The organism is Actinoplanes solisilvae (assembly GCF_003999975.1).
Lineage (GTDB): Bacteria > Actinomycetota > Actinomycetes > Mycobacteriales > Micromonosporaceae > Actinoplanes > Actinoplanes solisilvae.
This window is the reverse complement of sequence record NZ_RJAC01000006.1, coordinates 12,441-38,318: the sequence shown is the minus strand read 5'-3', so window position 1 is coordinate 38,318 and position 25,878 is coordinate 12,441. Positions and strand designations below refer to the sequence as shown.

The 25,878-nt window shown below is 69.5% G+C and carries 27 protein-coding genes and 3 tRNA genes; 10 read left to right on the top strand and 20 right to left on the bottom strand.

The features are described 5' to 3' along the window. Positions 1–16: 16 nt before the first annotated feature. The 4 genes from EER30_RS17910 to EER30_RS17895 all read right to left on the bottom strand — a co-directional run bounded on the left by EER30_RS17910 (position 17) and on the right by EER30_RS17895 (position 3,472). The gene (locus tag EER30_RS17910) at positions 17–787 is read right to left on the bottom strand and encodes an ABC transporter permease subunit (protein ID WP_127501627.1); all 771 of its coding nucleotides are present in this window, start codon (positions 785–787) and stop codon (positions 17–19) included. Next, the gene (locus EER30_RS17905) at positions 784–1,509 is read right to left on the bottom strand and encodes an ABC transporter ATP-binding protein (RefSeq protein WP_127501626.1); all 726 of its coding nucleotides are present in this window, start codon (positions 1,507–1,509) and stop codon (positions 784–786) included. Before EER30_RS17905 ends, EER30_RS17910 begins: the two co-directional genes overlap by 4 nt. 80 nt (positions 1,510–1,589) lie before the next feature. Next, the gene (locus EER30_RS17900; RefSeq protein WP_240670101.1) at positions 1,590–2,417 is read right to left on the bottom strand and encodes an ABC transporter permease; all 828 of its coding nucleotides are present in this window, start codon (positions 2,415–2,417) and stop codon (positions 1,590–1,592) included. Between the two features lie 68 nt (positions 2,418–2,485). Further along, positions 2,486–3,472, bottom strand: coding sequence for an ABC transporter substrate-binding protein (locus EER30_RS17895; protein WP_127501905.1), 987 nt, complete (start codon positions 3,470–3,472; stop codon positions 2,486–2,488). A gap of 289 nt (positions 3,473–3,761) precedes the next feature. On the opposite strand from EER30_RS17895, the gene EER30_RS17890 reads away from it, so the two are divergent. Beyond that, positions 3,762–4,688, top strand: a complete 927-nt coding sequence (locus EER30_RS17890; protein WP_127501625.1) for an LLM class F420-dependent oxidoreductase — start codon at positions 3,762–3,764, stop codon at positions 4,686–4,688. Here the strand turns inward: EER30_RS17890 and EER30_RS17885 are convergent. Continuing rightward, positions 4,673–5,308 (bottom strand): response regulator transcription factor, encoded by a 636-nt coding sequence (locus EER30_RS17885; RefSeq protein ID WP_127501624.1) that lies wholly within the window; start codon positions 5,306–5,308, stop codon positions 4,673–4,675. The genes EER30_RS17890 and EER30_RS17885 overlap by 16 nt on opposite strands. Further along, entirely contained in the window at positions 5,260–6,555 is a 1,296-nt protein-coding gene (locus EER30_RS17880) for a sensor histidine kinase (protein WP_127501623.1), read from the bottom strand. Before EER30_RS17880 ends, EER30_RS17885 begins: the two co-directional genes overlap by 49 nt. A 102-nt stretch (positions 6,556–6,657) precedes the next feature. On the opposite strand from EER30_RS17880, the gene EER30_RS17875 reads away from it, so the two are divergent. The 5 genes from EER30_RS17875 to EER30_RS17855 all read left to right on the top strand — a co-directional run bounded on the left by EER30_RS17875 (position 6,658) and on the right by EER30_RS17855 (position 11,720). Further along, positions 6,658–7,656: a fatty acid desaturase family protein gene (locus EER30_RS17875; RefSeq protein ID WP_127501622.1), complete on the top strand. Its 999-nt coding sequence runs from the start codon at positions 6,658–6,660 to the stop codon at positions 7,654–7,656. A gap of 77 nt (positions 7,657–7,733) precedes the next feature. After that, positions 7,734–8,603, top strand: a complete 870-nt coding sequence (locus tag EER30_RS17870) for a hypothetical protein (protein WP_127501621.1) — start codon at positions 7,734–7,736, stop codon at positions 8,601–8,603. Positions 8,604–8,605: 2 nt separating this feature from the next. Beyond that, entirely contained in the window at positions 8,606–9,838 is a 1,233-nt protein-coding gene (locus tag EER30_RS17865) for an efflux RND transporter periplasmic adaptor subunit (RefSeq protein WP_127501620.1), read from the top strand. Continuing rightward, a complete protein-coding gene (locus tag EER30_RS17860; RefSeq protein WP_127501619.1) occupies positions 9,835–10,506 on the top strand; it encodes an ABC transporter ATP-binding protein in 672 nt (223 codons plus the stop codon). Before EER30_RS17865 ends, EER30_RS17860 begins: the two co-directional genes overlap by 4 nt. Further along, positions 10,503–11,720, top strand: coding sequence for an ABC transporter permease (locus EER30_RS17855; protein WP_127501618.1), 1,218 nt, complete (start codon positions 10,503–10,505; stop codon positions 11,718–11,720). Before EER30_RS17860 ends, EER30_RS17855 begins: the two co-directional genes overlap by 4 nt. On the opposite strand, the gene EER30_RS17850 is transcribed toward EER30_RS17855, so the two are convergent. Further along, positions 11,717–13,435 (bottom strand): pyruvate dehydrogenase, encoded by a 1,719-nt coding sequence (locus EER30_RS17850; protein ID WP_240670098.1) that lies wholly within the window; start codon positions 13,433–13,435, stop codon positions 11,717–11,719. The two genes, EER30_RS17855 and EER30_RS17850, sit on opposite strands and share 4 nt — an antisense overlap. A 114-nt stretch (positions 13,436–13,549) precedes the next feature. On the opposite strand from EER30_RS17850, the gene EER30_RS17845 reads away from it, so the two are divergent. After that, positions 13,550–14,311, top strand: coding sequence for an SDR family NAD(P)-dependent oxidoreductase (locus tag EER30_RS17845; protein ID WP_240670096.1), 762 nt, complete (start codon positions 13,550–13,552; stop codon positions 14,309–14,311). Here the strand turns inward: EER30_RS17845 and EER30_RS17840 are convergent. Then, positions 14,295–15,125, bottom strand: coding sequence for an alpha/beta fold hydrolase (locus EER30_RS17840; RefSeq protein ID WP_127501615.1), 831 nt, complete (start codon positions 15,123–15,125; stop codon positions 14,295–14,297). The genes EER30_RS17845 and EER30_RS17840 overlap by 17 nt on opposite strands. A gap of 27 nt (positions 15,126–15,152) precedes the next feature. On the opposite strand from EER30_RS17840, the gene EER30_RS17835 reads away from it, so the two are divergent. Further along, positions 15,153–15,857, top strand: coding sequence for a TetR/AcrR family transcriptional regulator (locus EER30_RS17835; RefSeq protein WP_127501614.1), 705 nt, complete (start codon positions 15,153–15,155; stop codon positions 15,855–15,857). Positions 15,858–15,937: 80 nt separating this feature from the next. Here EER30_RS17835 and EER30_RS17830 read toward each other — a convergent pair whose 3' ends face one another. The 8 genes from EER30_RS17830 to EER30_RS17795 all read right to left on the bottom strand — a co-directional run bounded on the left by EER30_RS17830 (position 15,938) and on the right by EER30_RS17795 (position 19,502). Further along, positions 15,938–16,354 (bottom strand): DUF6069 family protein, encoded by a 417-nt coding sequence (locus EER30_RS17830; protein WP_127501613.1) that lies wholly within the window; start codon positions 16,352–16,354, stop codon positions 15,938–15,940. Beyond that, positions 16,347–16,805 carry an SRPBCC family protein gene (locus EER30_RS17825; protein ID WP_127501612.1) on the bottom strand — a complete coding sequence of 153 codons (459 nt, stop codon included), beginning with the start codon at positions 16,803–16,805 and terminating at the stop codon, positions 16,347–16,349. The genes EER30_RS17830 and EER30_RS17825 overlap by 8 nt, the downstream gene beginning before the upstream one ends. Further along, positions 16,795–17,181, bottom strand: coding sequence for an ArsR/SmtB family transcription factor (locus EER30_RS17820; RefSeq protein ID WP_432417554.1), 387 nt, complete (start codon positions 17,179–17,181; stop codon positions 16,795–16,797). Before EER30_RS17820 ends, EER30_RS17825 begins: the two co-directional genes overlap by 11 nt. An 88-nt stretch (positions 17,182–17,269) precedes the next feature. Next, the gene (locus tag EER30_RS17815; protein ID WP_127501611.1) at positions 17,270–18,502 is read right to left on the bottom strand and encodes a type II toxin-antitoxin system HipA family toxin; all 1,233 of its coding nucleotides are present in this window, start codon (positions 18,500–18,502) and stop codon (positions 17,270–17,272) included. After that, positions 18,499–18,759 carry a helix-turn-helix domain-containing protein gene (locus EER30_RS17810; RefSeq protein WP_205650279.1) on the bottom strand — a complete coding sequence of 87 codons (261 nt, stop codon included), beginning with the start codon at positions 18,757–18,759 and terminating at the stop codon, positions 18,499–18,501. Before EER30_RS17810 ends, EER30_RS17815 begins: the two co-directional genes overlap by 4 nt. A gap of 283 nt (positions 18,760–19,042) precedes the next feature. Next, positions 19,043–19,116, bottom strand: a tRNA-Arg gene (locus EER30_RS17805). 1 nt (position 19,117) lies between these two features. Beyond that, positions 19,118–19,189: transfer RNA gene (locus EER30_RS17800), tRNA-Met, on the bottom strand. 240 nt (positions 19,190–19,429) lie between these two features. Beyond that, positions 19,430–19,502 (bottom strand) — tRNA-Trp (locus EER30_RS17795). A gap of 439 nt (positions 19,503–19,941) precedes the next feature. On the opposite strand from EER30_RS17795, the gene EER30_RS17790 reads away from it, so the two are divergent. Both EER30_RS17790 and EER30_RS17785 read left to right on the top strand, forming a co-directional pair. Continuing rightward, complete coding sequence (locus EER30_RS17790) at positions 19,942–20,865, top strand: LLM class flavin-dependent oxidoreductase (RefSeq protein WP_205650278.1); 924 nt, start codon at positions 19,942–19,944, stop codon at positions 20,863–20,865. Positions 20,866–20,943: 78 nt separating this feature from the next. Continuing rightward, on the top strand, positions 20,944–21,255 hold the full coding sequence (locus EER30_RS17785; protein WP_127501608.1) for a hypothetical protein: 312 nt from the start codon (positions 20,944–20,946) through the stop codon (positions 21,253–21,255). 107 nt (positions 21,256–21,362) lie between these two features. Here EER30_RS17785 and EER30_RS17780 read toward each other — a convergent pair whose 3' ends face one another. From EER30_RS17780 to EER30_RS17765, 4 genes are all read right to left on the bottom strand, one after another. Beyond that, positions 21,363–21,686: a hypothetical protein gene (locus tag EER30_RS17780; RefSeq protein WP_127501607.1), complete on the bottom strand. Its 324-nt coding sequence runs from the start codon at positions 21,684–21,686 to the stop codon at positions 21,363–21,365. 139 nt (positions 21,687–21,825) lie between these two features. Then, complete coding sequence (locus EER30_RS17775; RefSeq protein ID WP_127501606.1) at positions 21,826–22,647, bottom strand: hypothetical protein; 822 nt, start codon at positions 22,645–22,647, stop codon at positions 21,826–21,828. 66 nt (positions 22,648–22,713) lie between these two features. Continuing rightward, positions 22,714–23,715: a TAXI family TRAP transporter solute-binding subunit gene (locus EER30_RS17770; RefSeq protein ID WP_127501605.1), complete on the bottom strand. Its 1,002-nt coding sequence runs from the start codon at positions 23,713–23,715 to the stop codon at positions 22,714–22,716. A gap of 1 nt (position 23,716) precedes the next feature. Further along, positions 23,717–25,801, bottom strand: a complete 2,085-nt coding sequence (locus EER30_RS17765) for a TRAP transporter permease (protein ID WP_240670093.1) — start codon at positions 25,799–25,801, stop codon at positions 23,717–23,719. Positions 25,802–25,878: the final 77 nt, after the last annotated feature.

Genomic DNA, 25,878 nt, shown 5'->3' with positions numbered 1-25,878 from the left:
AGCCCATTATCGCTGCTCACGCGTCGCGAAGGCGGAGCAGAAGGCCACCGGCCACCACCGCGGCCGCCGCGTAACCACCCACGACCAGCACGCTGACTGCGCCGGAGAACAGGCCGGGGGTCGGCGTGAGGACCGCGATCGAGTTCAGCAGCATCAGCAGCGGGACGAAACGGCCGATCGCGATCCCGTCCTCGCCGAACAGGCCGGCCACGATCGTGGGGACGAACATCAGGCCGAACAGCAGGCCGATCGCCGCGCCCGAGTGTCGTACGATCGCCCCGATGCCGACCCCGAGCAGCGCGCTGACGCCCAGATAGACGCCGGTCAGCACGACCGCTCGCAGGACCGCGCCGTCGCTCAGGGAGGCGGCCGGGATGGCGGTCCCGCGGATGGCGAGCTGGCCGCTGAGATAGCCGGCGAAGCTCGCGACCAGGCCGATCATGAGGGCCGCGCTGCCGCCGACGGCGACCTTGGCGGCCAGGACGACCCGGCGCCTCGGAACGGCGGCGAAGGTCGAGCGGATCATCCCGGTGCCGTACTCGCCGGTCACCAGCAGGACGCCGAGCGCGCCGAGCAGCAGTTGGGCCAGGATCGCGCCGCCGAGACTGTTGTTGAGGATCTGGGCGGTCGTGGCGATCGGGGTATGCGATCGGTAGCCGAGCCCCACCCCGACGCCGGACGCGACCATCGAGACCACCGCCGCGATCGCCAGCCACCACGTCGTACGGACGCTGGTCAGCTTGATCCGCTCCATCCGGGCCGCCTGCCGGAAACCGTACGTCTTCATGCCGCTGCTCCCCCGCGATAGTCGGTGACCTGCGAGGTGAGCCGGAAGAAGGCGTCCTCGAGGTTGTCGTCGCCGGCGGCGAGCTCGGTGACGGTCGTCTCGGCCAGCAGCCGGCCGCGGCCGATGACCACGAGCCGGTCGGCGGTCAGCGCCATCTCGGCGATCAGGTGACTCGACACGAACACGGTGCGGCCCTCGGCGGCGAGCCCGCGCAGCAGGTCGCGGATCCAGCGGATGCCCTCGGGGTCGAGCCCGTTGACCGGTTCGTCGAGCAGCAGCACGCCCGGGTCGCCGAGCAGGGCCACGGCCACGCCGAGCCGCTGGCGCATGCCGAGCGAGTAGGTGCCCGCGCGCCGCGTCGCCACGTCGGACAGGCCGACGATGTCGAGCACCCGATCGACGCGGGAGGCGGGGATGTCGTTGCTCGCGGCCAGTGCGGCCAGATGCGCGCGTCCGCTGCGACCGGGGTGGAAGGCTCCCGCGTCGAGGAGCGCGCCGACCGACCGCAAAGGCCAGGCCAGGCCAGCGTACGGGATCCCGTCGATCAGGGCCTGTCCATGGTCCGGGGCGTCGAGTCCCAGGATCATGCGCATCGTCGTCGACTTGCCGGACCCGTTGGGCCCCAGGAAGCCGGTCACCGCGCCGGGCTGAACGTGGAAGCTCAGCCCGTCGACGGCGGTCCGGCCGCCATACCGCTTCGTCAGCTCACGTAGTTCGATCACACGATCGACGCTAGGCACTGCCGAGGGTGCCCAGAAGCCGGAAATCCTCCGACTGTGCTTGGGGGAAAACCCCCGGAAGGTCAGGCCGTCGTGCCGCGCACCCAGGGCAGGGCGAGCCGTTCGATCAGCACGAGAGCGTAGTAGAGCGCGATGCTGACCAGCGCCATCAGCGTCAGGGCGGCGAACGCGGTGGCCGTGTCGCCCTGACCCGCGGTCTGCACGATGATCGTGCCGAGGCCCTCGTCGACGCCGCCCGACTGCATCTCGCCGACGGCCACGCCGATCACGGCCAGGGGCATGGCGAGCTTCAGTCCGACGAAGATCTGCGGCAGCGCGGCCGGGACCCGTACGCGAAGGAAGGTCTGGGTGCGGGTGGCGTCCAGCGACCGGGTGAGCTCGACCAGGTCGCTGGGGGTGCTGGCCAGGCCGGTCGCGGTGGAGAGCACGATCGGGAAGAAGCAGAGCAGGAACGCCATGGCCAGCACGGGTTTGGTGCCGAACCCGAACCAGGCGATCATCAGCGGGGCGATGGCCACCTTGGGCACGGCGTTCAGGGCGACCAGCAGGGGGCCGAAGGCGCGCTCGAAGGGTTTCCACGCGGCGATCGCGGTGCCGAGCGCGACGCCGATCACGACCGACAGGCCGAAGCCCATCAGGGTGACGCGGAGTGTGTCCCACGTCGTGTCGGCCAGCAGCTCGGGGTATTCGAGGAAGCCGCCGAACACGGCGGCGGGCGACGGCAGGATGATCGGCTGGATCTCGAAGATCTCGACGACCGCCCACCAGACCGCGATGGTGACGACGATGCCGAGCACCGGCCAGGCCACCACTCCGGGCGACCACCGCCGGGCGGGGCGGGAGGGACGGGCCACTGTGGCCTCCGACGGGGGCGTCAGGGTGTCTTGCACCGGTGCTCCTAGAACGGGGGAAGGTGCGCGCCGTCGCCGGCGCGCACCCCGTGTGTCAAAAAGGGCGATCAGGCCTTCGGGGTCAGGTCGAAGTTGATGACCTGCTCCGGGGTGAGGCCGGGCAGAACCTGACCGGAACCCTGCAGGATCGCGATGCTGCGCGCGACCCGCTCGGCGTCGAGCGCGCCCACCGGGATGCCGGCGGCGGCCGACTTCACGTACGGGCCCATCAGCGTGAGCTCGGCGGCGGCACCACCGGGCTTGGCCGTCTTGACGTGCTTCTGCAGGATCTTGTCGGCCTCCTCCGGGTTGTCGATGGAGTCGGCGAGACCCTTGAGCAGCGCCCCGGTGAACTTCTTGACCTTCTCGGGGTTGGCCTTGGCGTAGTCGGTCGACGTGATCAGCACGTTGCCGTACAGGTCCTGCAGGTAGTCGCTGTAGGGCAGCACGACGGCCTTCTTGCCGGCCGCGACCGTCTCCACGGTCGGCTTGCCCACGACGAACTGGCCGATGGCCTGCGCCTTGCCGCTCGCGAGCATGCCGATCAGCTCGGGCGCCTTGCCGTTCTGGAACTTGACGTTCTTGTCGTTGACGTTGGCGAGCTTGGCGTAGGTCGGGAAGAGCGTCTTCACGACCGAGCCGGGCTGGTCGGTGATCGTCTTGCCCTCGAGGTCCTTGGGCGAGTTGATGCCGCTGCCTTCGAGCGCGATGATCGCGGCCATGGTGCGCTGCTGGATGGCCGCCACGGCGGTGAAGCCGGTGGTCTTGTCCTTGCCACCGGCCGCGATCAGGCCACCGGTCAGGTCGATCGGGGTGAACTGGGCGTTGCCGGCCACGATCGACTTGATGTTCTCACCGGAACCGGAGCCGGGCTTGACCTCGACGTCGAAGCCGGCGTCCTTGAAGTAGCCCTTCTCCAGCGCGACGTAGGCGTACGAGTCGCGGCCGAAGACACCGAACGAGGTCAGGTAAGTGATCTTTTCGAGCGAGGCGCCGCTGCTGCCACCGTCGCCGTCAGCCGAGTCGTCACTGCTGCACCCGGCGGCCGCGCTCATGGTCAGAGCGAGTGCGCCGGCGACAACGGAACGAACGAGGGTCCTTCTGTGCACCGTGATCCTTCCCGACCATGGTTCGGTCGATGGGGGAGTCGGCAACCCGGCGAATCTGGGCACCGGGGCCTTGAGGGGTAGAACTTGGGACCAGAGGTGTCCCGACCGGGATCGTAGGGCAAACTGGTGCATGCATCGATGACAGGTTCGTCTCAAAAGCCGAAGTAGACGTATGCCGCACGATGGCTGATGATGAGTGCGGTATGCGTCCGATCGCTGTTCATAAGGGACGATGATGCGTGTAAGTCTGTTCATCGAGCCTCACCGGGGTGCGACGTACAACACCCAATTGAGGTTCGCCCGGCAGGCTGAGGACGCCGGTTTCGAAGGCCTGCTGCGGGCCGATCACTACCGCGCGCTCACTCCCGACCCGGGTCTGCCGGGCCCCACCGACTCGTGGATCACCCTCGCCGGCCTGGCCCGCGAGACGACGACCCTGCGCCTCGGCACGATGGTCAACTCGGCCACGTTCCGGCTGCCCGGTCCACTGTCGATCATCGTGGCCCAGGTCGACCAGATGAGCGGCGGCCGCGTCGAGCTGGGCATGGGCGCCGGCTGGGTCGAGCGCGAACACACCGCGTACGGCATCCCGTTCCCCCCGGTCGGCGAGCGGTTCGACCGTCTCGAGGAACAACTCGAGATCCTCACCGGACTGTGGGGCACGTCCGAGGACGAGACCTTCTCGTACGACGGCCGGCACTACACGCTCGTCGAGGCGCACGCCCTGCCGCGCCCGGTTCAGCGCCCGCACCCGCCGATCATCGTCGGAGGCCGAGGCCCCAGGCGTACGCCGGAGCTCGCGGCCCGCTTCGCCGACGAGTTCAACATGCCGTTCAAGACGGTCGCCGAGACCGCCCTCGCGTTCGATCGCGTACGGGCCGCCGCCGAGAAGACCGGACGCGAACTGACCCTGTCGGCGGGCATCGTGGTCGCGATCGGGCGCACCGACGCCGAGGCCGCCCGCCGCGAGGCGCCGCTGCACGTCAAGAGCGTGCTGCCGCCCGAGGACCCGGTGGTCGGCTCCCCCGCGCGCCTCGTCGAGCGGATCAACGAGATGCACGAGATCGGCGCCTCCCGCGTGCACCTGCGCATCACGGACATGGACGATCTCGACCACCTGGATCTGATCGCGTCGGAGGTTCTCCCTCAGCTGTCCAGGTAGGCCAGCACGGCCAGCACGCGCCGGTTGTCGTCCTCTGACGGCGGCAGCCCGAGCTTCGTGAAGATGTTGTTGATGTGCTTGCTGACCGCCTTCTCGGTGACGAAGAGCCGGCTCGCGATGGCCGCGTTGGACCGGCCCGCAGCCATCTCGCCGAGCACCTCTCGCTCACGGGGGGTCAGCACGTCGAGGGGCCGGCTGCGGTCGAGAAGCTGGGCCACGACCTCGGGGTCCATGACCGTGCCGCCGCCCGCGACCTGCCGCACCGCGTCGATGAACTGGGCGACGTCGGAGACGCGGTCTTTGAGCAGGTAGCCGACGCCGCCGCGGCGGTCGGAGAGCAGCTCCCGCGCGTACAGGGGTTCGACGTGCTGGGAGAGCACCAGGATGGGCAGGCCGGGCGCCCGCCGGCGTACCTCGTTCGCGGCTTGCAGCCCCTCGTCGGTGAAGGTGGGCGGCAGGCGCACGTCGAGGACGGCCACGTCGGGCTTGTGATCGAGCAGGGCGGGCAGCACGTCGGGTCCGCGGCCGACGACCGCGACGACCTCGAAGTCGAACGCCTGGAGGATCCGGGTCAGTCCGTCCCGGAGGAGAGCATGGTCCTCGGCGATGACAACACGCACGGCAGCTCCATGGTCACGATGGTCGGCCCGCCCGGCGGGCTGGACACGGTCATCGTGCCATCGAAGGCGGCCAGACGCCGTTCCATTCCGACGAGGCCCGTGCCACGTGCCGCGTCCGCGCCGCCGTGCCCGTCGTCACCGACCTCGATGCGCAGCGCCTCACCGACCCGGTGGATGCTGACGTAGGCGACGGTGGCGCCGCTGTGCCGCTGCACGTTGGTCAGCGCCTCGGCGATCGCGAAGTAGGCCGCCGACTCGACCGGCGTCTCGAGCCGGCCCGTGAGGTCGGAGTCGATCGTCGTCGGGATGCGCACGGTCAGCGCGAGCGCTCGAACCGCCCCGTCGAGACCGCGCTCGGCCAGCACCGGCGGGTGGATTCCGCGGACGAGATGACGCAGCTCGACCAAGGCCGTCGAACTGGTCTCGCGGGCCTCGGCGAGCAGCTTGCGGGCGGCCCGCGGGTCGCGCTCGACCAGCTCTTCGGCCAGCCCGATCGTCATGCCCAGCGACACCAGCCGAGCCTGGGCGCCGTCGTGCAGGTCACGCTCGATGCGGCGCAGCTCGGCGGCCTGCGCGTCGACCGTGTCGGCCCGGGTCACGGTGAGCTGAGTCACTCGAAGCCGCAGCTCGGCCGCCCGCGTCGGTGCCAGGAAGAGCCGCGCGAACAGGAACTCGACCTTCGGGACATAGGGCGCGACGGCCAGGCCCAGCGCGAGGAAGACGATGCCCTGCGGCAGCGACAGGAAGCCCTCGGCGACACTGCCGATCGGCCAGATCACGCCGTAGCCGTACCAGTCGGTGCCGAGGTAGAGCCACAACGGCAACAGCACGATGCCCTCGATGCCGTACGCCGGGAGCGCGAGCGTGAGGATGCCGAGCACCAGCCCGCTGATCGCCCCCGGCAGCAGCCAGGCGAAGTCGCGCCAGGTGGCCGGGTCGGTGATGATCCACTTGTAGCGCCGCCAGCCGATCGGGGCCATGCGCTCGGGACGGGGCCGGTAGGGCCGCGCGATCGAAACGCCGGAGCGGGTCGCGAGACGGCGGGCCAGCTCGGCGCGGGCCCGGATCAGCGCCGTCACCGCCGGGACCGCGGCCAGGCCGAGGCCGAGCACGGGGGTGAGCACCAGCGACACCACGAAGAGCACGAAGAGCGGGATGTTCAGGATCGCGAGCACGATCGAGAGCAGCCCGGACCCCACAGCCCGGAGGCCGTCACGCAGCCAGTCTCTTGTCTCCACGCCTCTCATCGTGGACCACGTGGCGGCTTATCTCAGTAGTGCTAGCCCTACCACCGCTTGGGGGTCTGGCACTCCTGACCATGAATGCCTTCGCACGGTGTGATGGAACACATGACGACAATGGCAGAGCGGCCGCGCGCGACGGCCGGCAGCGATTTCGCGGAACTGGGCCGGCGCATCAACGCTGCGGGCCTGCTGCAGCGGCGGCCGGGCTACTACGTGGCCCGCCTCTCTCTCGTTGCCGCCGCCCTCGTCGGCGGCTGGACGGCGTTCTTCGTGATCGGCTCGTCCTGGTGGACCCTGGCCGTGGCGGTCGTGCTGGCGGTGGCGTTCGCCCAGACGGCCCTGGTCGCCCACGACCTGGCTCACCGGCAGGTGTTCCGCACCAACAAGCCCAGCTCCCGGGCCGGCCTGATCGCCGGCAACCTGGCCATCGGCATGTCCTACGGCTACTGGATGGACAAGCACACCAAACACCACGCAAACCCGAACCACGACGACCTCGACCCCGACGTCGGCCCCGGCGTGCTGGTCTGGTCCCGCGAGAACGCCGCCGGCCGCGGCTTCCTGACCCGCTACCAGGCCTACTTCTTCTTCCCCCTGCTGACCCTGCTCGGCCTCTCCCTCAAGCGCGACAGCGTGCGCTGGGTCCTCGAGAAGCGCAACCGCGTCGAGGCGGCCCTGCTCGCCATCCACTTCGTCGCCTACGTGTCGGCCCTGCTGATCGTGCTGTCGCCGCTGCAGGCGCTCGCGTTCTTCGTCGTCCACCAGGCCGTGTTCGGCGTCTACCTCGGCATGACGTTCGCCCCCAATCACAAGGGCATGCCCCACCCCGACGGCAACGAGGACTTCCTGCGCAAGCAGGTGCTGACGTCCCGCAACGTCCGCGGCGGCTGGCTCGTCGACGCGGCCCTGGGCGGCCTGAACTACCAGATCGAGCACCACCTGTTCCCGGCCATGCCCACGCCCAACCTGCGTAAGGCCCAGCCGATCGTCCAGCAGTACTGCGCCGAGATCGGCGTCTCCTACGAGATGACGTCGCTGACCGATTCCTACGGTCAGGCCCTGCGCCACCTGCACGACGTGGGAGCAGATCTGCGGCGGCGCTGAGCCTGCAACCTCGGGGCAGGACGAATCGTCATGGGGGTGGAATCCCACCCCCATGCGACGTAACCCGAGGATGCCTGATGCGACGACTGACCTTGATTCTTACCTCTGTGACCCTGGCGGCGCTGGCCGGCTGCGGCGGGGCGGGCGACGCCGAGGACGCTGAAACCGCCGCGGCTACGCCGGGGGTCACGCAGGACACGGGTCAGGACTCGGCGCAGCTCAAGGCCGAGAACATGACCGCCGACTGCATGAAGCGCAAAGGCTTCCGCTACGTGCCGCACACGCTGGACTTCGGCGACGACAACGGGCAGGCCAAGTTCGCCGGCATGAGCTCGATCGTGGAGCCGGCCGACCAGGTGCGGGCCTTCCGTGCCAAGTACGGCTTCGGCGGCTTCTCGCAGATCGTCTACCCGAACGACCCCGCCGTGAAGCAGCCGGAGGTCGACCCGGCCAAGAACCCGAACAACGCGATCCGCGACGCACTCGACCCGGCTCAGCAGAAGGCGTACGACGCCGCCCTGCACGGCGCCGGCGGCAAGGGCGCGAAGGCCGGCCCGCCCAAGGGTGACCCGGGCTGCGCCAACGAGGCCGCGGCCAAGTATTACGGCAGCGGCCCGAGCAAGGACGAGCAGGCGGCCGCCGCCCGGGAGTTCGGCAAGTTCAAGAACGACCCGGCCGTCGTCGCCGCGGTCGGCAAATATGCGAGCTGCCTCAAGGAGAAGGGCTACCCGGTGAACGCGCCGCAGCCCGGGATGATCGAGCAGAGCATGTTCTCGGACGCGATCACCAAGTTCTCGAACGCCGGACAGGTGGATGTCGCCACCGCCAAGCAGGCGCTCGGCATCGAGATCAAGGCGGCCCTGGACGACCTCGAATGCCGCACCGACTACGCCGTGCTGGCCCGGGCCAAGGGCATCGCGGTCGTCCAGGGCGGCGGGGTCGGCTGAGCATGCGGCTCCCGTTCCTCCGGTCGGGCCCGCAACGCGTCGTGGCCCTGACCACCGCGGTCGCGCTCGGCACGGGCGGCGTCGGCTGGCTGGTCGGCCAGCAGGTGCGGTCGCCGGCCGACGCGGCCGCGGATCACCGGCCGCCCCCGGCCTCGCTGGTCACCGTGCCGGTCACCCAGCGCGTGCTGACCGCGACGGTGACCACGCAAGGCACCGTGGCCTACAACGCCCCGCAGCCGGTGACCCTCAACGGGACGGTGGCCGCCGCCGAGGCGGGCGCCGTCCCGCTGGTCACCAAGGCACCGGCGGGCAACCGGACGCTGCGCGAAGGCGACGTGCTCCTCGAGGTCAGCGGCCGGCCGGTCTTCGTGCTGACCGGCAAGGTGCCCATGTACCGGACGCTGACCAAGGGGAGCACCGGCGACGACGCACGCCAGCTCCGGGCGGCCCTGCGACGGCTGATGCCGAAGCGGCGGGTCGCGTCGAGCGGCCCGCTCGACGGCCGGACCCTGGAGGCCGTACGGGCCTGGTACGACGACCAGGGCTACAAGGCTGCCGAGCCGACCGCCGAGCAGCGGGCCCAGCTGCGGCAGCTCGAACAGGCGGCCGCCGTGGCGGGTCCGGGGCAGGCCGACGCGCGGGCCGATCTGGCCGCCTTCCGCACGACGTACGGGGTCAGCATCGCCAGCGGCGAGATCATTTTCCTGCCGCGATTGCCCGTACGCCTGACCACGGTGTCGCTCAAGGCGGGCGCTCCCGCCTCCGGGGTGATCGGCATGGTCGCCGACCCCACGCTCGTCGTCACCGGTGCGGTCAGCCCCGACGACGTCGACCTCGTCAAGACCGGCATGACCGCCACCCTGCAGAGCCCGGGCGGCGACCGGTTCACCGCCGTCCTGTCGCGGATCGGCGGGGCCACGACGACCGGTGATCTGCAGGGAGTCCCCGTGCGCCTGACGCCGCGGGAACCGGCCGAACTCGCCGCCTATGTCGGTCAGGCGTTGAAGGTGAGCATCACCGTCGGCGGCACGGGTCACGCCGTGCTGACCGTCCCGGTGGCGGCGGTCTTCACCGCGTCGGACGGGCAGGCCCGCGTCACGGTCGAGGACAGACCGGGCACAGTACGCGACGTCGCCGTCGAACCGGGCCTGTCCACGGGCGGCTTCGTCCAGGTCACGCCGGCGGCGCCGGGCGAGCTGCGGGTCGGCGCCCGGGTCGTGGTGGGCAGCACGTGAGCGCCATCATCGAGCTGACCGGGGTCGGTCGCACCTTCGCGTCCGACCCGCCCGTCCCCGCCCTGGCCGATGTCGATCTGCTGGTCCACGCGGGCGACTACCTGAGCATCGTGGGCCCGTCCGGGTCGGGCAAGTCGACGCTGCTCAACGTGCTCGGCCTGCTCGACCTGCCCGACTCGGGGTCGTACGAGCTGGAAGGGGTCGAGACGATCGGGCTGGGCGACGGTGAACGCACGGCGATCCGCGGCGCTCGCATCGGGTTCGTCTTCCAGAGCTTCCACCTGCTGCCGCACCGCGACGTGACGGAGAACGTGATGCTGGGCGATCTCTACACCGGCGGCCGCCGCTCGGACCGGCGCGACCGGGCCCGGGCCGCCCTCGACCGGGTCGGCCTGAGCCACCGTACGGGTTTCCGCCCGACCCATCTCTCCGGCGGAGAGCGGCAACGGGTCGCGATCGCCCGCGCGCTGCTGGGCGATCCGGCCCTGCTGCTGTGCGACGAGCCGACCGGCAACCTCGACAGCACCAACACCGCCGCGATCCTGGAGCTGTTCGACGACCTTCGCCGCGCCGGCACCACGCTCGTCGTGATCACCCACGACGACACGGTGAGCCGGCGGGCGGCGCGCCGGGTGCGGATCGCCGACGGACGGCTGAGCGAGCGATGAGGAGCCGGCTCGACCCTCGCGACCTGGCCGGTGAGGTGCTGGCCGGCATCGCGGTGCGCCCGGCCCGCACGGTGCTCACCGTCCTGGGTACCGTGCTCGGCATCGGCGCCCTGGTCACGACCCTGGGGGTCGCCACTACGGCCGGCAACCAGATCGCCGGCCGGTTCGACGCGGCCACCGCCACCGAGGTCACCGTCGACATCCCCGAGCCGATCGCGCCCGGGTCGCCGCCGGTCGTCGCGTGGGAGTCGCTCGACGACCTGGCCCGGCTCAACGGCGTCGAGGCCGCCGCGGCCTACGTCACCACGCAGCCCGGCAAGGAGCCGGACGTGCGGGCCAACACCGTGCGCGACCCCGGGCGGGTGCTCGACCGGGTGCTGCCCGTCGTCGGCGCCACCGCCGACCTGCCCGCGGCCGCCCGCACCACGGTGGCCGCCGGGCGCTTCTTCGACACCGGGCACATCACCCGGCGCGACCGGGTCGCCGTGCTGGGCGCCCAGGCCGCCGAACAGCTCGGCCTCACCCGCATCGACAACCAGCCGGCCGTCTTCGTCGACGGCACGCCGTTCACCGTGGTCGGCGTCCTGGCCGCGGTCGGCCGGCCCGACCAGCAGGCCCTGGCCGGGTCGGTGATCGTGCCCTGGACCGCCGGCGCCGACGCCCTCCACCTGGGCCCGGCCCGCACGGTCGTGGTCACCACGGCGCTCGGCGCGGCCGCACTGATCGCCGAGCAGGCACCCGTGGCGCTGAGCCCGAACGACCCGGCTGCTCTGACCGTGAACGCCCCGCCCGACCCGGCCGCCCTGCGCACCGGGGTGGCCGACGACATCAGTGGCCTGCTGCTGATCCTGGGCCTGGTCTCGCTGGTCGTCGGTGGTCTCGGCATCGCCAACGTCACCCTGGTCACGGTGATGGAGCGAACGGCCGAGATCGGTCTGCGCCGGGCCCTGGGCGCACGCCGCCGCCACATCGCGGCCCAGTTCCTCCTCGAATCGGCGGTGATCGGCCTGCTCGGCGGCGTCATCGGCGCCAGCCTCGGCGTGGTCGCGGTCGTGCTGGTCAGCGTGGGCCGAGGCTGGACACCGGTGCTCAGCCTCGCCCCGGTGCTGGCCGCCCCGGTCGCCGGCGCCGTCGTCGGCCTGGTCGCGGGCCTCTACCCGGCGCTGCGATCGGCTCGCCTGCAACCGGTCGAGGCCCTGCGCGGGCCGGGCTAACGCGGGATGTTGCGCAGGTTGGTCCGGGCCAGCCGCAGCATCTGCCCGACGCCGCCGGCGAGCACCGACTTGCCGGCGGCCAGGGCGAACCCGACAGCCTCCTCCCGGGAGATGTGCGGCGGGATCTCCAGCGCGTTCGGGTCGGTGACCACGTCCAGCAGGGCCGGCCCGTCGTGGTCCAGCACCGAGCGCAGCGCATCCCGTACCTCGTCGGGCTTCTCGACCCGGATCGCGTGCAACCCCGCACCTCGGGCGATCGCCGCGAAGTCGACGTGGTCGTGGTCGGTCTCGTAGGGCGGGTCACCGGCTACCAGCATCTCGAGCCGGACCATGCCCAGGCTCGAGTTGTTGAAGCAGATCACCTTGACCGGCAGGTTGTGCAGCTTGGCGGTGAGCAGTTCGCCGAGCAGCATCGACAGGCCGCCGTCGCCCGACATCGAGATCACCTGACGCGACGGGTCGATCTTCTGGGCGCCGAGGGCGTGCGGCAGCGCGTTGGCCATGGTGCCGTGCACGAAGGAGCCGATGATGCGCCGGCGGCCGTTCGGGGTGATGTAGCGGGCGGCCCAGCTGCAGCACATGCCCGTGTCGACGGTGAAGACAGCGTCGCCGGAGGCCTCCTCGTCGAGGATCGACGCCACGTACTCGGGGTGGATCGGCACCAGGTGGTCGACGTTCTTGGTGTACGCGTCGACGACCTTCTCCAGCTCGTCGACCTGCTTCTTCAGCATGCGGTTGAGGAACTTGTGGTCCTTGCGCCGCAGCCGGGGCATGAGGGCCGTGAGGGTGGCCTTGACGTCGCCGGCCACGCCCATCTCCAGCGCCGTACGCCGCCCCAGGTGCGACGGGTCGATGTCGATCTGGATCGTGTTCTTCTGGGGCAGGAACTGCCGGTACGGGAAGTCCGTGCCCAGCAGCAGGAGCAGGTCGGCCTCGTGAGTCGCCTCGTAGCAGGCCCCGTAGCCGAGCAACCCTGACATGCCCACGTCGTACGGGTTGTCGTACTGCAGAACGTCTTTGCCGCGCAGCGTGTGACCGATCGGGGCGCCCAGCACCTCGGCCAGCTCAAGCACCTGTTCGCGGGCGCCGGTGCAGCCGATGCCGCCGAAGATGGCCACCTTCTCGGCGCGGTTGATGCGCTCGGCCAGGTCTTCGATGACGTAGTCGGACGGCGCACCCAGCACGGGCCCGGCCACCGCGTGACCGTGCCCGGTCTCGTTCTCGGCGTCGGCCGCGAAGACGTCGCCCGGGACGACCAGGACGGCCGCTCCCCGCTTGCCGATGGCCTCCTGGATGGCGACGCGGCCCATGCGGGGCATCTGCTCGGCCGACGAGACCAGTTCGGTCCAGTGGCTGGCCTGGCCGAAGAGCTGCTTCGGATCGGTCTCCTGGAAGAAGCCGGTGCCGATCTCGGTGGAGACGATCTGAGAGGCGATCGCCAGGATCGGCGCGCCCGAGCGCTGCGCGTCGAAGACGCCCTGGATGAGATGGGTGTTGCCGGGTCCGCAGCTACCGGCACAGACGGCCAGCTTGCCGGTGATCTGCGCTTCGGCGGCGGCCGCGAAGGCTGCTGCCTCCTCGTTGTGCACGTGGACCCACTCGATCGCGTCGTTGCGCCGGATGGCGTCGGACAGCGCGTTCAGGCTGTCCCCCACCAGTCCATAGATCCTCGTCACGCCGGACTGCACCAGCACCTCGACGAATTGATCTGCCACTGTCTTCTTTCCGAACACGCCGGCCTCCAGCCCTTTCGTGCGAACGTGCGGGGAGTACCCGCGTGTCGGAGTCGGCGAACGGAGACCGAGATGGATCTGCGTCTCACTAATAGGGTGGCGGTAGTCACAGGCGGTAACGCCGGGATCGGGGAGGCCATTGCGCATGGGCTGGCGGCCGAGGGCGTACACCTGGCGTTGTGTGCCCGCGACGAGGAGCGGCTGCGGGCGGTGGCCGACCAGATCAGAGGCGTACGGGTTCTGCCTGTCGCCGTTGATCTGACCGACCCGGACGGGGCGGCGAGGGTGGCCGCCGCGGTGGAGGCCGAGTTCGGCGGGGCCGACATCCTGATCAACAACGCCGGGACGGGCAGCGAGGAGAAGATCCTGACGGCGCCCGACTCGCGGTGGCAGTCGTACTGGGAGTTGCATGTGATGGCGGCCGTGCGGCTGGCCCGTGAGATCGCGCCGCGGATGAAGGCCCGCGGCGGCGGCGTGATCCTGCACAACGCGTCGATCTGCGCCACCCAGCCGCTGGGCTACGAGCCGATCTACAACGTCACCAAGGCGGCGCTGGTGATGTTCTCGAAGTGCCTGGCCAACGAGCTGATCGGCGACAACATCCGGGTCAACGCGGTCAACCCCGGCCTGGTCATGACCGGGGACTGGATCAAGACCGCGAAGGCGCTCACCTCGGGAACCGGCCAGAGCTGGGAGGACTACCTGGCGCGGATCGCCGAGGAGAACGCACCGATCGGGCGGTTCGCGACACCGCAGGAGATCGCGGACTTCTTCGTCTTCCTCTGCTCCGACCGGGCCGCCTATTCGGTGGGCTCCACCTATTACGTCGACGGCGGCTGGCTCAAAGTGACGACCTGAACCACGGCGTCAGCAGCGGCAGCACCGTCGCGGCCTGCATGGCGACCATGTGATCGGCCTTCGGGATCAGGACCACTTCCCAGCCGTACGACTCCAGCTCCTCGCGATGCCGCCGGAGTGGCTCGGCCATCGCGACGTACGCGTCGTCCCACGCCTCGCCATACTGAATGTCGTCCTCCTCGCCGGCGAAAGCCAGGCACGGAATGTCCGGCCGGACGCTGCGCTCGTCGAAGTCTCGCAGCGACTCGTAGAGGGTCACGTATTGCTGGGTCTGGTCGGGTGTGCGGGTGAGCGGGACCGAATCCCAGTCGCCGGCGACGGCCGGGCCGGTGGGCGGAGGCGGCGGATCGAGGGCCAGGCGGTGGGCCGTGCGGGTGACGCCGAGCATCGCCTCGTAGGGGCCGCCGAGGGGTGGGTAGCCGCCCATGACCAGGGCGGTCAGCCGGTCGGTGCGGATCGTGAGCTGCAAGCCGGCGAGGGCCAGCCAGGAATAGCCGTAGTAGGCGAAGCGGTCGGCCCCGGCCGCGTCGGCGATGCTGAGCAGGTCGGCCGCGACGGCGTCGGCGTTCAGGGTGAGGGGCTTGGGGTGGGCGTCGAGGTGGCCCTCGTAGCCGGCGGTGACGACGTGGAAGCCGGCCTCGGCCAGCCCGGTGGCCAGCGTGTGGCCCGAGTTGGGGTCGGCGCCCCAGGCACGCATCGCCTCGGCCTGCTCACCCTCGATCACCGAGGTGCCGATCGGGAGGAGGATGGTCGGACCGGCACCTCGGACGGCGACCTCGATAGTTGATCCGTCGTGCAGTTCGGCTGTCGGCATACAAAACACTATACACTGTCAGGGATTATGGACGAACACATCAGGCGGCTCTGGCGGCACCGCGGGACGACCCTGCCCACGCCCCGCCGCGGACCACGCCAGCAGCTCGACCTCGACGAGATCCTCAACGCGGCGATCGCCCTCGCGGACGCTTCCGGGCTCGAGGCAGTGTCCACGCGGGCGGTCGCGGCGCGCTTCGACAAGACGGCGATGGCGCTGTATGCGTACGTGGGAACGAAAGAGAATCTGCTCACGCTGATGCAGGACCAGGCCTCGGCGCTGACGGACTTTCCGCCCGGGGAAGGGCTCGAGGAGTCGCTGCGGGCATGGGCGACGGCGCTGTTCGAGGTCCACCTCGCGCACCCGTGGCTGACCGAGCGGCCGTGGTCGCAGGCCAGCCAGGGGCCGAACGAGCAGGACTGGCTCGAGTCGCTGCTCGGGATCCTCGCGCGGTTCTCGGTTTCGGCGGCCGCCCAGGCCCCGGCGGTCACCATGCTGTACGCCACCGTGCGCGCGACAGCCCAGACCGCGGCGGCCTATCGACGACTGAGTCCGGAGGACACGGCCGCCTGGCTCGAACGGGCGACCGCGGTTCCCGACTTCGCCGCCCGCTATCCACTGTCGACAGGGCTCACCCCGGTCACCTCGCATTGGGGCGATGCCCCGTACGCGGGCCTGGTCTCTGCTGTCGGTCTGCTCGCGGCCGGGCTGGCGGGCCAGGCCAACCAATAGACGGGAACCGATCTTTTTGGGAACAACGCCCCGATCGTTCAGTACGACTGCAACGGCGGCGCCAACCAGCAGTGGGACATTCAGCGCGTCGGCTGAACCTGCGGCACTCCGGACATCGCCCGCACGGCCACGACACTGATCGGGGCCAGCATCAGGTGGCAGAGGGCCAGGGTGACGGTGCTCGTCGTGTCGAAGCCGGCGGGCACCGTCATCACAAAAATCGTGACCACGGCGAGGACCGGGGCCACGACGACGGCGGCCCGGCTTACCCAGGCGGCCCGCCGGGACAACAGCGCGACCAGAACAAGACCGGCCAACAGGGGTACGGCGCTGAAGCCGCCGACGGTGACAGCGTCGACCTCGTTGACCTTGCCGTCCGCGGTGAACCGGAAACTCCCACCGGCCGCCCGGCCCACCCCGAAGACGATCAGGTTGACGACGACCGCGGCGGCCACGGCGAGCGCGACGACGACCGGCGGGCGGCCGAGATCACGCATCGGCCTTCTGTTCCCGCAGCAGATAGGCCTCGATGCGGGCGAACGCGCCGACCCACACCTCGGTGGTGAAGAAGTCGCGGATCTCGGGCACGGGGAAGCCGCTCTGCACGACGGTCATCAGCGTGCCACCGTCCCTGCCCTCGAAGGTGACCTCGATGCGCGTGGTCATCTCGACGCCGTCCGGGCCGGAACCGGTCGACTCGGTGACCAGGCGGTGCGGGCGGTCGATCTCGAGGAACGTCTGCGTCTCGCGGAACAGGGTCTCGGGGTTCGGGCCCCAGACGGCGGTCTGCTTACCGCCGACCCGCAGATCCACCTCGATCTCGACGATGCCCGGCTCCTCGCTGAGGATGCTGAACCAGATCTTCTGCTTCTCGGCATCGGTGTAGGCGTCGAAGACCTCCTCCGGCGTGGCTGGAAGCTGCCTGGTCGCCCGCATGTCAAGCGTCATCGCCCTTGCCCCTTTTCGTCGGTTCGCTCTTCTGCTCGCCCGCGTTCTGCAGGGTGAAGTAGGCATCCAGCCCGTCGAGGCGACGAGCCCAGAGCCGCTGATAGAAACTGATCCACGACATGGCGTCATCGAGCGGCGCGGGCGCGAGCCGGCACTGCCGAGCCCGCCCGACCTTCTCGGTGATCACAAGACCGGCATCCTCGAGCACCTGAACGTGCTTCTTCATCCCGGTCAGCGTGATCCCGGCCGGCGCGGCAAGTTCCCCGACGGTCGCCGGCCCTTCCCCCAGCCGGATCAACACGGCACGCCGAGTCGCATCCGCCAGCGAGGCGAACACCCGATCCAATCCCTCATGCTGAACCACACGGTTCACCATAAATCACTGAACCGAAGAGTTCAATATCCAGATCAAGGACAGGCCCTCGCCGAGCCGGCCAGGCGACCACTCGCAACCGCGCGGCGTATCAGCCGGACGCCACGGCTTTGATGGTCAAACTCAAGGTTCGCTCGAACCGCACGATCTCAGCATGTGCGATCCCATTGCTGCGAGCGACTGACTGCCAGTCGCCGGCGGCGTCGGCAACCTCTCTGAGCACCGCACGCGCCTGGGCGTCCGTCAGTCCGAAGTTCTCTGCGTACACGAGGAGTGCGTTGACTTCGTCGGACGGGCTGGCAGCACCGCCGATGCTGGTTACCCGCTGGGTCCCAAGGTCAGGGTTCGGGTTGATGTCGAAGCCGGGCGACAGCCGCCAACCTGAGCCACGGCGCAGGAAGCCGTGATTACGGAGGTGGTCGTCGGTGTTGTGGAGCGCCACAGAGAAGGCGATGCGCCGCCAGAGCTGGCGGAGGTCGTCAACGGCAGCCGAGCTGCTCTCTGGAATGACCTCGGCAATCTCGGTGTAGTCGCGAGACTCGCCGTCTTGCGCCTCGAGCAGTGTCATCGCGCTGATGTAGCCGATGCGACGCGAGCCTTCACGGTCGAACCGATCGAGTAGCAGCACAGGGCTCCCCTCGATGCCCACCAACCGCCTCATCGGAACGGAGATTCCGGCAGCCTCCGCCAGGTCGAGGGCGGTCTTCTCCCACGCGATGACGCTCCAATTGTCGGCGTGGTGGGGAAACTTGGCGATCATCAGTCGGTCGCCGTCTCGCACCGAAGCCTTGGGCCGCGCCCCGCCGAGCGAACCTGTTCCCGCGTCCAACAGCGTTTTGATCGCTTCCATGTTGTCCGGCCCGTCGCGAGTAACCGCGTTGGCGGCGTGCAGCAATGATGGAAGTGCAATGAGTTTCGGCACCTCCGGCGCTGGATGTTGGAACTCACCATCAGCATCCGCCTTGAAGCGCAGCGCGCCCTGCCGCGTCTCGTCGCTCACTCCGAGCAGATAGTCCCGGTCGTCGAGGGTGGGGGCCGGTCTGCCCGCTTCCACAGCCTCGGCACGAAGGCGTCTGCCGATCAGGTTTCGGCCCCAGCGGTCGGGGGCCGCGTCACTGAACGCACCGGGAAGCCCGTGAGGTAACGGCCACGAACCCGCCGTGAGGCCCAGTGCGGGGTCCACCGCATAAGCACCCGGCAACGCAAGGTAGTCGCGGTCGTACGAGAATGTGGCACTCAACCGGCCGCGCCGAAAGTTGACGTACGCCTCACCTACCGAAAAGGTTCGGCCGCCAATCTCGACGTAGGTCAGGATGCGGCTCACCGGCGCACCCTTTCGGGAAGGACCTCGTCGGCACGCGCCCGCCCAAGGTCGGTTTCATAAGGATCAGTGGCTTTCACCACCGCGTCCAGTACACCGAGGGCTCGGGCGACGCCGAGGAAAGCCTGCATGCCAACTCCGGTGTCACCCGTCTCGATCCGGCGCAACGTGTTGCGGGAGATGCCGGCCCGCTCGGACACCTGCACCGCGGTGAGGCCCTGCAGCTTTCGCCAGGCCGCGAACTGCTCGCCGATGCTCACGGCGGCAGCTTTCACACGCAAGGAGGGTCGAGGCATGGCGTTCCTTAGTTAAGGGGCAGGATAGTGACCACTATACGGCTTAACGCTCAAGATACTGACCCTTACCTGATAGACGATCAAGCGACACGAAGAGCCAGGTGACCAGCCCTCAGTGCTCATCGGCGATTGCCAGGACCGCCACCCCACTACTGCGTTGTACAGCGCGGTCGTGTTGGAACGCAGCAGCAAGGCAGCACTGGGCCGCCGGCCACCCACGCGGCGGCTCTTCCTCGTCCACGGTCTGTGCCCCCGGGGAGATTCGAACTCCCGACCTCCGGATTCGTAGACCGGCGCGCTGTCCTGCTGCGCTACAAGGGCGTGTCGTCGGGTGGTGTCGAACCACCGGCCTCCGCCTTATGAGGGCGGCGCTCTTCCGCTGAGCTACAACGACGTGGGGGTCGGCGGCTGACTTCCCCCGTTGGCAGTCAGCCGCCGCTTCGATGCGGTGAGTGGGGCACCGACGGCCACGGCGGCCGGCGGCATGGGCTCGGGGCTGCGGCCGGCGCGTTGGCCGGGTAGCGCAAGTAGTCCCGGCCGGCCAGCCCGGCGGTCGCCCTACCCGCCGCAGCCGGCCCGCGCGGCCGTTGCCCTGAGCTATTCAGTTATGTATTCAATTGGGCGAGCTAAAGCGCACGGGCGGCAGGATTCGAACCCGCACCTAACGGTTTTGGAGGCCGTCGCTCTACCATTTGAGCTACGCCCATAAGCATCACGGAAACGGTTGCCGGACAACCGTCACCCGCGGCGGTCGGCAGACTCAGGGAACCCGCAGCGGGGCACTCTGATCAGGGAAAACGCCGAAGCGCTGCTTGAGTCAGGCTTCGCGTCGCCGGCTGCGGACCGGGCGCCACGCCATGCCGGGAAGGCACATTCGTCGCCGGTCACGCATCTCCGCGGCTCTCACACCGAGGTCGACAACGACGGGGCTTTGCCAGATCATGTCGACTCCTTTCGGGTGGCGCTCTCGCGGTCTGACCAGAACAGTAGTGCACGCAATTCCCGTACGCAATCCTTTAATTCGGCCATGGGGATTCGACACAGACTTGACCTCAAGCAAGGTTGATGTCTGAGACTCCACGGGTCCCACAGGGGCTGCGCGCCCGGAATCCACAGGGCTGCCTCACTACGAGCGAAGGAGTTCTGTTGGAGATCGGCGTCATTCTGCCTTCCCTGGCGACGCAGCAACGCGAGCAACTCGACCTCGCGACGGCCGCGCGGCACGCTGAGGAGATCGGGCTCGACAGTGTCTGGCACGGCGATCATCTGGCCACCGGAATGCCGTCATTGGACTGCGCCGTTGCGCTCGCCACGGCCGCCGCGGCGACAACGCGGATCCGGATCGGGGCGAGCGTGTTTATCCCGGCGATCCGGCCTCTCGCGTGGGCCGCCAAGCAGGTCGCCAGCCTTCAACATGTGTCGCGGAACCGGCTGGTTCTGGGCGTCGGCTCCGGCGGGGGCGAGGTTCAGTGGGCTGCGGCGGGTGTGCCTTACGACGAGCGCGGCCGCCGGACCGACACCGCCCTTCGCCTCCTGCCGGCTCTTCTCGGCGGTGAGGAAGTCGAGCTTCCCGATGAAACCGGGCAACCCCGGGTGCAACTCGGCCCGGCGGCTCCGGTCCCGCCGATCTGGGTCGGGAACGCCTCGGCCGTCGCGCTTCGGCGGGCTGCGCGGCATGGCGACGGCTGGTTCCCGTCGGTGGTTCCGCCGTCCGAGGTCGCGGCCGGTGCCACGCGATTGGCCGAACTGGCCGCCGCCTACGACCGGCCCACGCCGACCATCACGATCGGCGCCACCGGGGCGCTCGGCTCGGGACCGGACCTGCCCACAGTCGACGACATCGCGGCAAGCCTAATTCGGGCGTACGGAAAAGACCCCGCAATCGCCGCGAGCCTGCCCTTCACCGGTGGACCCGCTCAGATCGCCGAGCGCCTGGCCGCGTACGAGGCTGCCGGTGCCTCTCATCTCGTGATCGGCTTGGCCGGCCCGGGTTGGCAAGCCCAGTGCGAAGTTCTTGCCGAAGTCAGTAGCGCCTCAAGAGGGGAGGCCGTGCCGCCGCGTGCTTGGTGAGCCACGAGTGTTGCCTCGGGCCGCTTGGTGTTGCCCCGGTACTTTGGTACCCCGCTACCTTGGTCGCAAGAGGTGTTCATGGTTACCGCGTCCGCACCCGTCAAGGTTGATGTCGGCACCGATCAGTTGATCTCTCACGCTGTCCACTTCCTGGGCAAATCCAAGAAGGATGTCGTGGACACAGCCATCCGTGAGTACATCGACAATCATCGCGACGAGATCAATGCGGGTGTCCAAGCGGCCCTCCGCCAACTCGACGGATCATCCGAGTCGGCGATTTCGCTGCTCACCGACGTGCCAGTTGATCAATTGCAAGATCACGGCGGGATGCCCGATGCCAGCCAACAGCGATCTCCGGCGCCCATCTGTTGGATCACGCGGCGAGCCTGATTCAGGCGTTTGAAAAGACCGCGCGATCGCCGAGCGTCTGGCGCTCGACTCCGAACTGCGGCTCATCGGCTTGACCGGCCCGGGTCTGCCGAGTCCAGTGCGACGTCCTAGCCGAAGCCGGGTCGGAGCTCAACGCGATGTTCGATGGGCCGCTCGTTCGGTCCGGTGTATTCGGTGAGGGTGAAGGGCGCTGAACCGGTGCTCGGGTGGACGACGACCGTCACGGTGCTCTCGTCGTCGAAGCGCAGGCTGAATACAGGATCGAGCTCGCAAAGGAAGGCGAACCCCTCACGGTCGTCATCGGTGGTGAGATCTCCCCGCGCGGTCCAGTCTGCACCGTCGGTGGAGATCTCCAGCGACACTTCGACGCTGGCCAGCAGGGTGCTGCGATTCGCCCACCAGTCGAGCCGGCCACGGATTTTGACGGACATTCTTCCTACACTCCCCACGGTGTTTGGGCGGGACCCTACGCCGTTCCGGAAGATCGTGCGTCGGGTTGTCCACAGCCCCAACCGCCGAGAACGACACCCGCCGCTCAGCGTGAAGCTGCGCGACGGGTGCCGAGGTGTACTAGGGACTTACCGACCAGCCGTCGGCGTATTCGATGTGGTTGAGGCGGATTTCTTCGTGCCAGGCGCCGGGGACCGGCTCGGTGCGCAGGATGACCGGGCGGTCGACCAGGACGCAGCGGCGTTCCCCTGGCCACCACCAGCCGGCCGAGCGGGTCAGGGTTGACCACAGCTCGAACTCGTTCTCGTGGCGCGACGGGGTCAGGCCCAGGCGACGCAACGCCGAGGTGTAGGCCAGCCAGTACGCGTCCTGGTGGCCGTACCAGCCGACCGGGACGCTGCCCACCGCGTGTGAGAGCGCCGCCCGCACCGGCAGGTAGATGCCGGCCAAACTTCGGAACAGCGCATTGCGTACGCCCTGGGTCAGCAGTTCACGGAACGGGAGGCCCGACGACAGGGCTTCAGAAGGTGGCAGGACCGGCCAGGGTTCGGCCTTGCGCCGTTTGAGCGGGGGGTGTGAAGCCGGCGGTTCGGTGTAGTCGTCCTCGAGGGCCGATCTGAGGTGGGACAGCCCGGCCGCGATGTCGCTGGCGATCGGTGGCCGGCCGGTGGATCGCGAGCCCAGACAGGCGCGCAGGTCCTCGTGGGTGGGCAGGCCTTCGAGGTATGGGATGGCGGCGCGGGGCGACGGGACCCGGATGAACTCGGGTCGCGGGCGGCCGTGCCGGTGATAGATCGAGGCGATCGCCTCTTCGGTGGTGTCGTGGTCGGCCGGCTTGGTAGTTGTGCCTACCTCGAACCATTCGCGGCGGATGTCAACGGCCTGGGACCACAGGAGCGCGGTGGAAACCCGCGCGGGCGCGATCAAAGCGCGAGGGCGCACGCGCCCTTCCGGGAGAAGGTCATCATGCGATCATGATGACCCGCTCGCCGGTGGGATGTCCAGTCGTTATTTGGGGGCGCCCAGGTCGTCGAGGGCCTTGGCCGAGCCGCGGTGCAGCGGTACGGGGTCGGTCTTGCGGGCCTGTTCGAGGGTGATCTGCTCGGCGGCCGCGTTGGCCTGCACGAGCTGGGGTTTGCGGTCGAAGAGGGCCTTGGTCAGCACGCAGGCGACGTTGGCGTCCAGGTCGTCCTTCACCAGCAGCACGTTCGGGACGACGATCGTGGGGGCGTCGGCCGCGAGTTTGTAGGTGGCCGCGGGGACGGTGCCGGCCTCGTACACCGGGTTGATCTTCTGTAGTTCGGGGAGCAGCGGCGTGATGTCGAGGAACTCGACCTGGCCGGCCGACGTGGTGAGCAGGTCGGTGATGCCGGGCGTGGGCAGGCCGCCCGACCAGAAGAGCGCGTCGATCGAGCCGTCCTTCATGCCGTCGACGGTCTTGGTGAGGTCGAGCTTCTGGGCGCTGATGTCCTTGGCCGGGTCGAGGCCGGCCGCGGTGAGCAGGCGGTTCGCGATGACCTCGGTGCCCGACTTCGGTGAGCCGGTCGAGACGCGCTTGCCCTTCATGCCGGCGACGTCCTTGATGCCGGCCGCCTTGCGCACGATCACCTGGGTGTAGTTCGTGTGGATGCGGGCCAGCGCGGCGATCGGTTGTTTGCTGTCGAAGCTGCCGGTGCCGTTGATCGCGTCGGCGGCGGTGTCGGCCAGCGAGAACGCGACGCCGTAGGAGCCGGCGACGAGCTGCTGGATGTTCTGCACGGACGCACCGGTCTCGGACGCGGTGGCCTTGACGTTGCCACCGGTCGCGCCGAGCTGTTCCGCGTAGGCGTTGCCGAGTGCGAAGTAGACACCGGTCGCGTTGCCGGTGGCGATGCCGATCCGTGTCTCGTTGGCGACCTTGCAGGTGACGTCCCCACCCGCGTCGGTGGTGGCCGCGTCCTGCCGCCCGCCGCAGGCCGTGAGCGTTCCGGCCAGGGCGAGAGTCAGCCCGGCAATGGCCATTCGTCTCATGTCAACCCCGTTCATCCGTGTGCGTGATGTCGTCAGAAAACCCAGAAACCGCAGGAGTACGACCGGACGGCGCGGACTCGTCCGTCGGTGTTCTCACGCCGCCGCCATCTTCAACCGCCACCCCGTGGGGTGAAGGCTCCGCCCGGCGCCGGTCGACGAAAGCCCAACCGGCCGCCACCACCAGCAAGCCAACCCCGACCGCGATCGTCAGCGGCTCCAGATAGAGCAGCAGCAAACCGGCAAGCCCGGCCAGCACCCGGCTGCCAACCCCGGCACGCCCGACCCCCAGCACCCACCCGCCGGTAGCGATCGCCAGCGCCGCGATCCCGGCGACGGCCGCCGTTGTCGCCCAGACGATGTCGACGAACGGCCCCCGAGCCAGCAGATAGGACCCGGCCGGCGTCAGCACGAACGCGATCGGCGCGAGGAACGCCGGCAACGCGTATTTGAGGGCCTGCCACATGGTCGGAATCGTGCGCCCGCCGGTGATCGCGCTGGCCCCCACCGCGGCCAGCGCCGTTGGCGGCGTCACCTCGGAAAGCACCGAGTAGTAGAAGACGAACATCGCCGCCGCCGGCGCCGGCACCCCCAGGGCCAGCAGCGCCGGCCCGATGATGACCCAGCCGATGATGAAGCTGGCCGTGACCGGCACCGCAAGCCCGAGCACCGCCAGCGCGACCGCCGCCAGAATCACCGTCAGCGCGAGCACGGCCGTCGGGTTCGACGTGACGGCCTGCGCCCCGCGCACGAGCAGCGACGCGAGTTGCGCCCCGAGCCCGGTCTTGGTCGTCGTCGCCGTGATGATGCCCGCCGCCGCGCACACGGCGACCACCGGCAGGACCCCGCGCACCCCCGCGCTCAGAGCCCCGAAGAGCCGCCGCGGCGTCAGCCACGCCTGCCGGTCGAGGAACGAGAGCGCGAAGGCCAGCACGGTCGCGTAGACCACGGCCCGGGTCGCGCTCTGCCCCAGCGCCAGCAGCACCACGATCAGGATCAGCGACGAGAAGTGGTAGCCGAACCGCCCCAGCAGCCGCCAAGCGCTGACCGGCGGCGCCTCGAGCCCGCGCACCCGGAACCGGCGTACGTCGATCTCCACCGCGAGCAGGATCCCGAGGTAGTAGAGGACCGTCGGGATCATCGCCCAGCCCAGGACGGTCAGGTAGGACACGTCGAGATATTCGGCGACGATGAAGGCGGCGGCGCCGAGCGTGGGTGGCGAGAGGATCGCGCCGACCCCGGCGGCCGCGAGCATGCCGCCCGCCTGCTCGGGCGGATATCCGGCGCGCCGCAGCATGGGCCAGGTGACCGCGCCGACGCTCACAGCGGTCGCCGTCCCCGAACCCGAGACCGTACCGAGCAGGAATCCGGCCGCGACCGCCGTACGCCCCGCCGCGCTGCGCGACTTGCGGAAGGCGGCCACGGAGAGGTCGACGAAGAATCGGCTCGCTCCGGAGAGGTCGAGCACGGCGCCGTAGATGGTGAACAGCACGATGTACGTCGCGGCGACGTCGAGCGGTGTGCCGTAGAACCCGCTGCCCGAGTTGTAGAGCGCGTCCACGATCTGCGCGAAGTCGAGTCCGGCGTGGGCGATCGGCCAGCTCTGCGGCAGGAGCCCGCCGTAGTACCCGTACGCGAGGAAGGCCAGGCAGACGATCGGCAGAGCCAGCCCGGTCGTACGTCGGCACGCCTCGACGACCAGGATCAGCAGCACGGCGCCGAAGACGATGTCGGCCGGTTCGAGCAGGCCCTGGCGGTCGAGGAAGCCGTCGTAGCCGCCGCCGAACGGGCTGACCGGGTAGAGGCAGACGAGCAGGGCGGCGACGGCGAGCGCCCAGTCGGGCACGGTCGGGCAGTCTCGGCCCCGGCCGAGGCGCGCCCGGTAGGCCAGGAAGACCAGCGGCAGCGTCCCGGCCAGGAAGATGATCAGGTAGTACTGGCTGCCCCGGGCGAGCGGCCGGAACACCTGCCAGAGCACGAGCAGGGCGACCGCGAAGGCGACGATCGCGACCGCCAGACCGACCCGGCCGGTCAGCTCGCGGGCGGGTTTCTCCTCGTCGTCGTAGTGGAGGGCGTCCAGGGTAGACACACCAGGAGATCGATCATCGCCCATGAAACGGACAGTACTATGGCCGTCCGCGCTTGGTAACCGCACTCCTGAAGTAA

Bases quoted from the DNA above. Each gene is read 5' to 3' on its own strand.
- EER30_RS17780 (WP_127501607.1), bottom strand. From the start codon at position 21,686: ATGTCCGTCAAAATCCGTGGCCGGCTCGACTGGTGGGCGAATCGCAGC.
- EER30_RS17890 (WP_127501625.1), top strand. From the start codon at position 3,762: ATGCGTGTAAGTCTGTTCATCGAGCCTCACCGGGGTGCGACGTACAAC.
- EER30_RS17820 (WP_432417554.1), bottom strand. From the start codon at position 17,181: ATGGTGAACCGTGTGGTTCAGCATGAGGGATTGGATCGGGTGTTCGCC.
- EER30_RS17870 (WP_127501621.1), top strand. From the start codon at position 7,734: ATGCGACGACTGACCTTGATTCTTACCTCTGTGACCCTGGCGGCGCTG.
- EER30_RS17840 (WP_127501615.1), bottom strand. From the start codon at position 15,125: ATGCCGACAGCCGAACTGCACGACGGATCAACTATCGAGGTCGCCGTC.
- EER30_RS17835 (WP_127501614.1), top strand. From the start codon at position 15,153: ATGGACGAACACATCAGGCGGCTCTGGCGGCACCGCGGGACGACCCTG.
- EER30_RS17855 (WP_127501618.1), top strand. From the start codon at position 10,503: ATGAGGAGCCGGCTCGACCCTCGCGACCTGGCCGGTGAGGTGCTGGCC.
- EER30_RS17825 (WP_127501612.1), bottom strand. From the start codon at position 16,805: ATGACGCTTGACATGCGGGCGACCAGGCAGCTTCCAGCCACGCCGGAG.
- EER30_RS17895 (WP_127501905.1), bottom strand. From the start codon at position 3,472: ATGAGCGCGGCCGCCGGGTGCAGCAGTGACGACTCGGCTGACGGCGAC.
- EER30_RS17865 (WP_127501620.1), top strand. From the start codon at position 8,606: ATGCGGCTCCCGTTCCTCCGGTCGGGCCCGCAACGCGTCGTGGCCCTG.
- EER30_RS17880 (WP_127501623.1), bottom strand. From the start codon at position 6,555: ATGAGAGGCGTGGAGACAAGAGACTGGCTGCGTGACGGCCTCCGGGCT.
- EER30_RS17830 (WP_127501613.1), bottom strand. From the start codon at position 16,354: ATGCGTGATCTCGGCCGCCCGCCGGTCGTCGTCGCGCTCGCCGTGGCC.
- EER30_RS17785 (WP_127501608.1), top strand. From the start codon at position 20,944: ATGGTTACCGCGTCCGCACCCGTCAAGGTTGATGTCGGCACCGATCAG.
- EER30_RS17875 (WP_127501622.1), top strand. From the start codon at position 6,658: ATGACGACAATGGCAGAGCGGCCGCGCGCGACGGCCGGCAGCGATTTC.
- EER30_RS17910 (WP_127501627.1), bottom strand. From the start codon at position 787: ATGAAGACGTACGGTTTCCGGCAGGCGGCCCGGATGGAGCGGATCAAG.
- EER30_RS17770 (WP_127501605.1), bottom strand. From the start codon at position 23,715: ATGAGACGAATGGCCATTGCCGGGCTGACTCTCGCCCTGGCCGGAACG.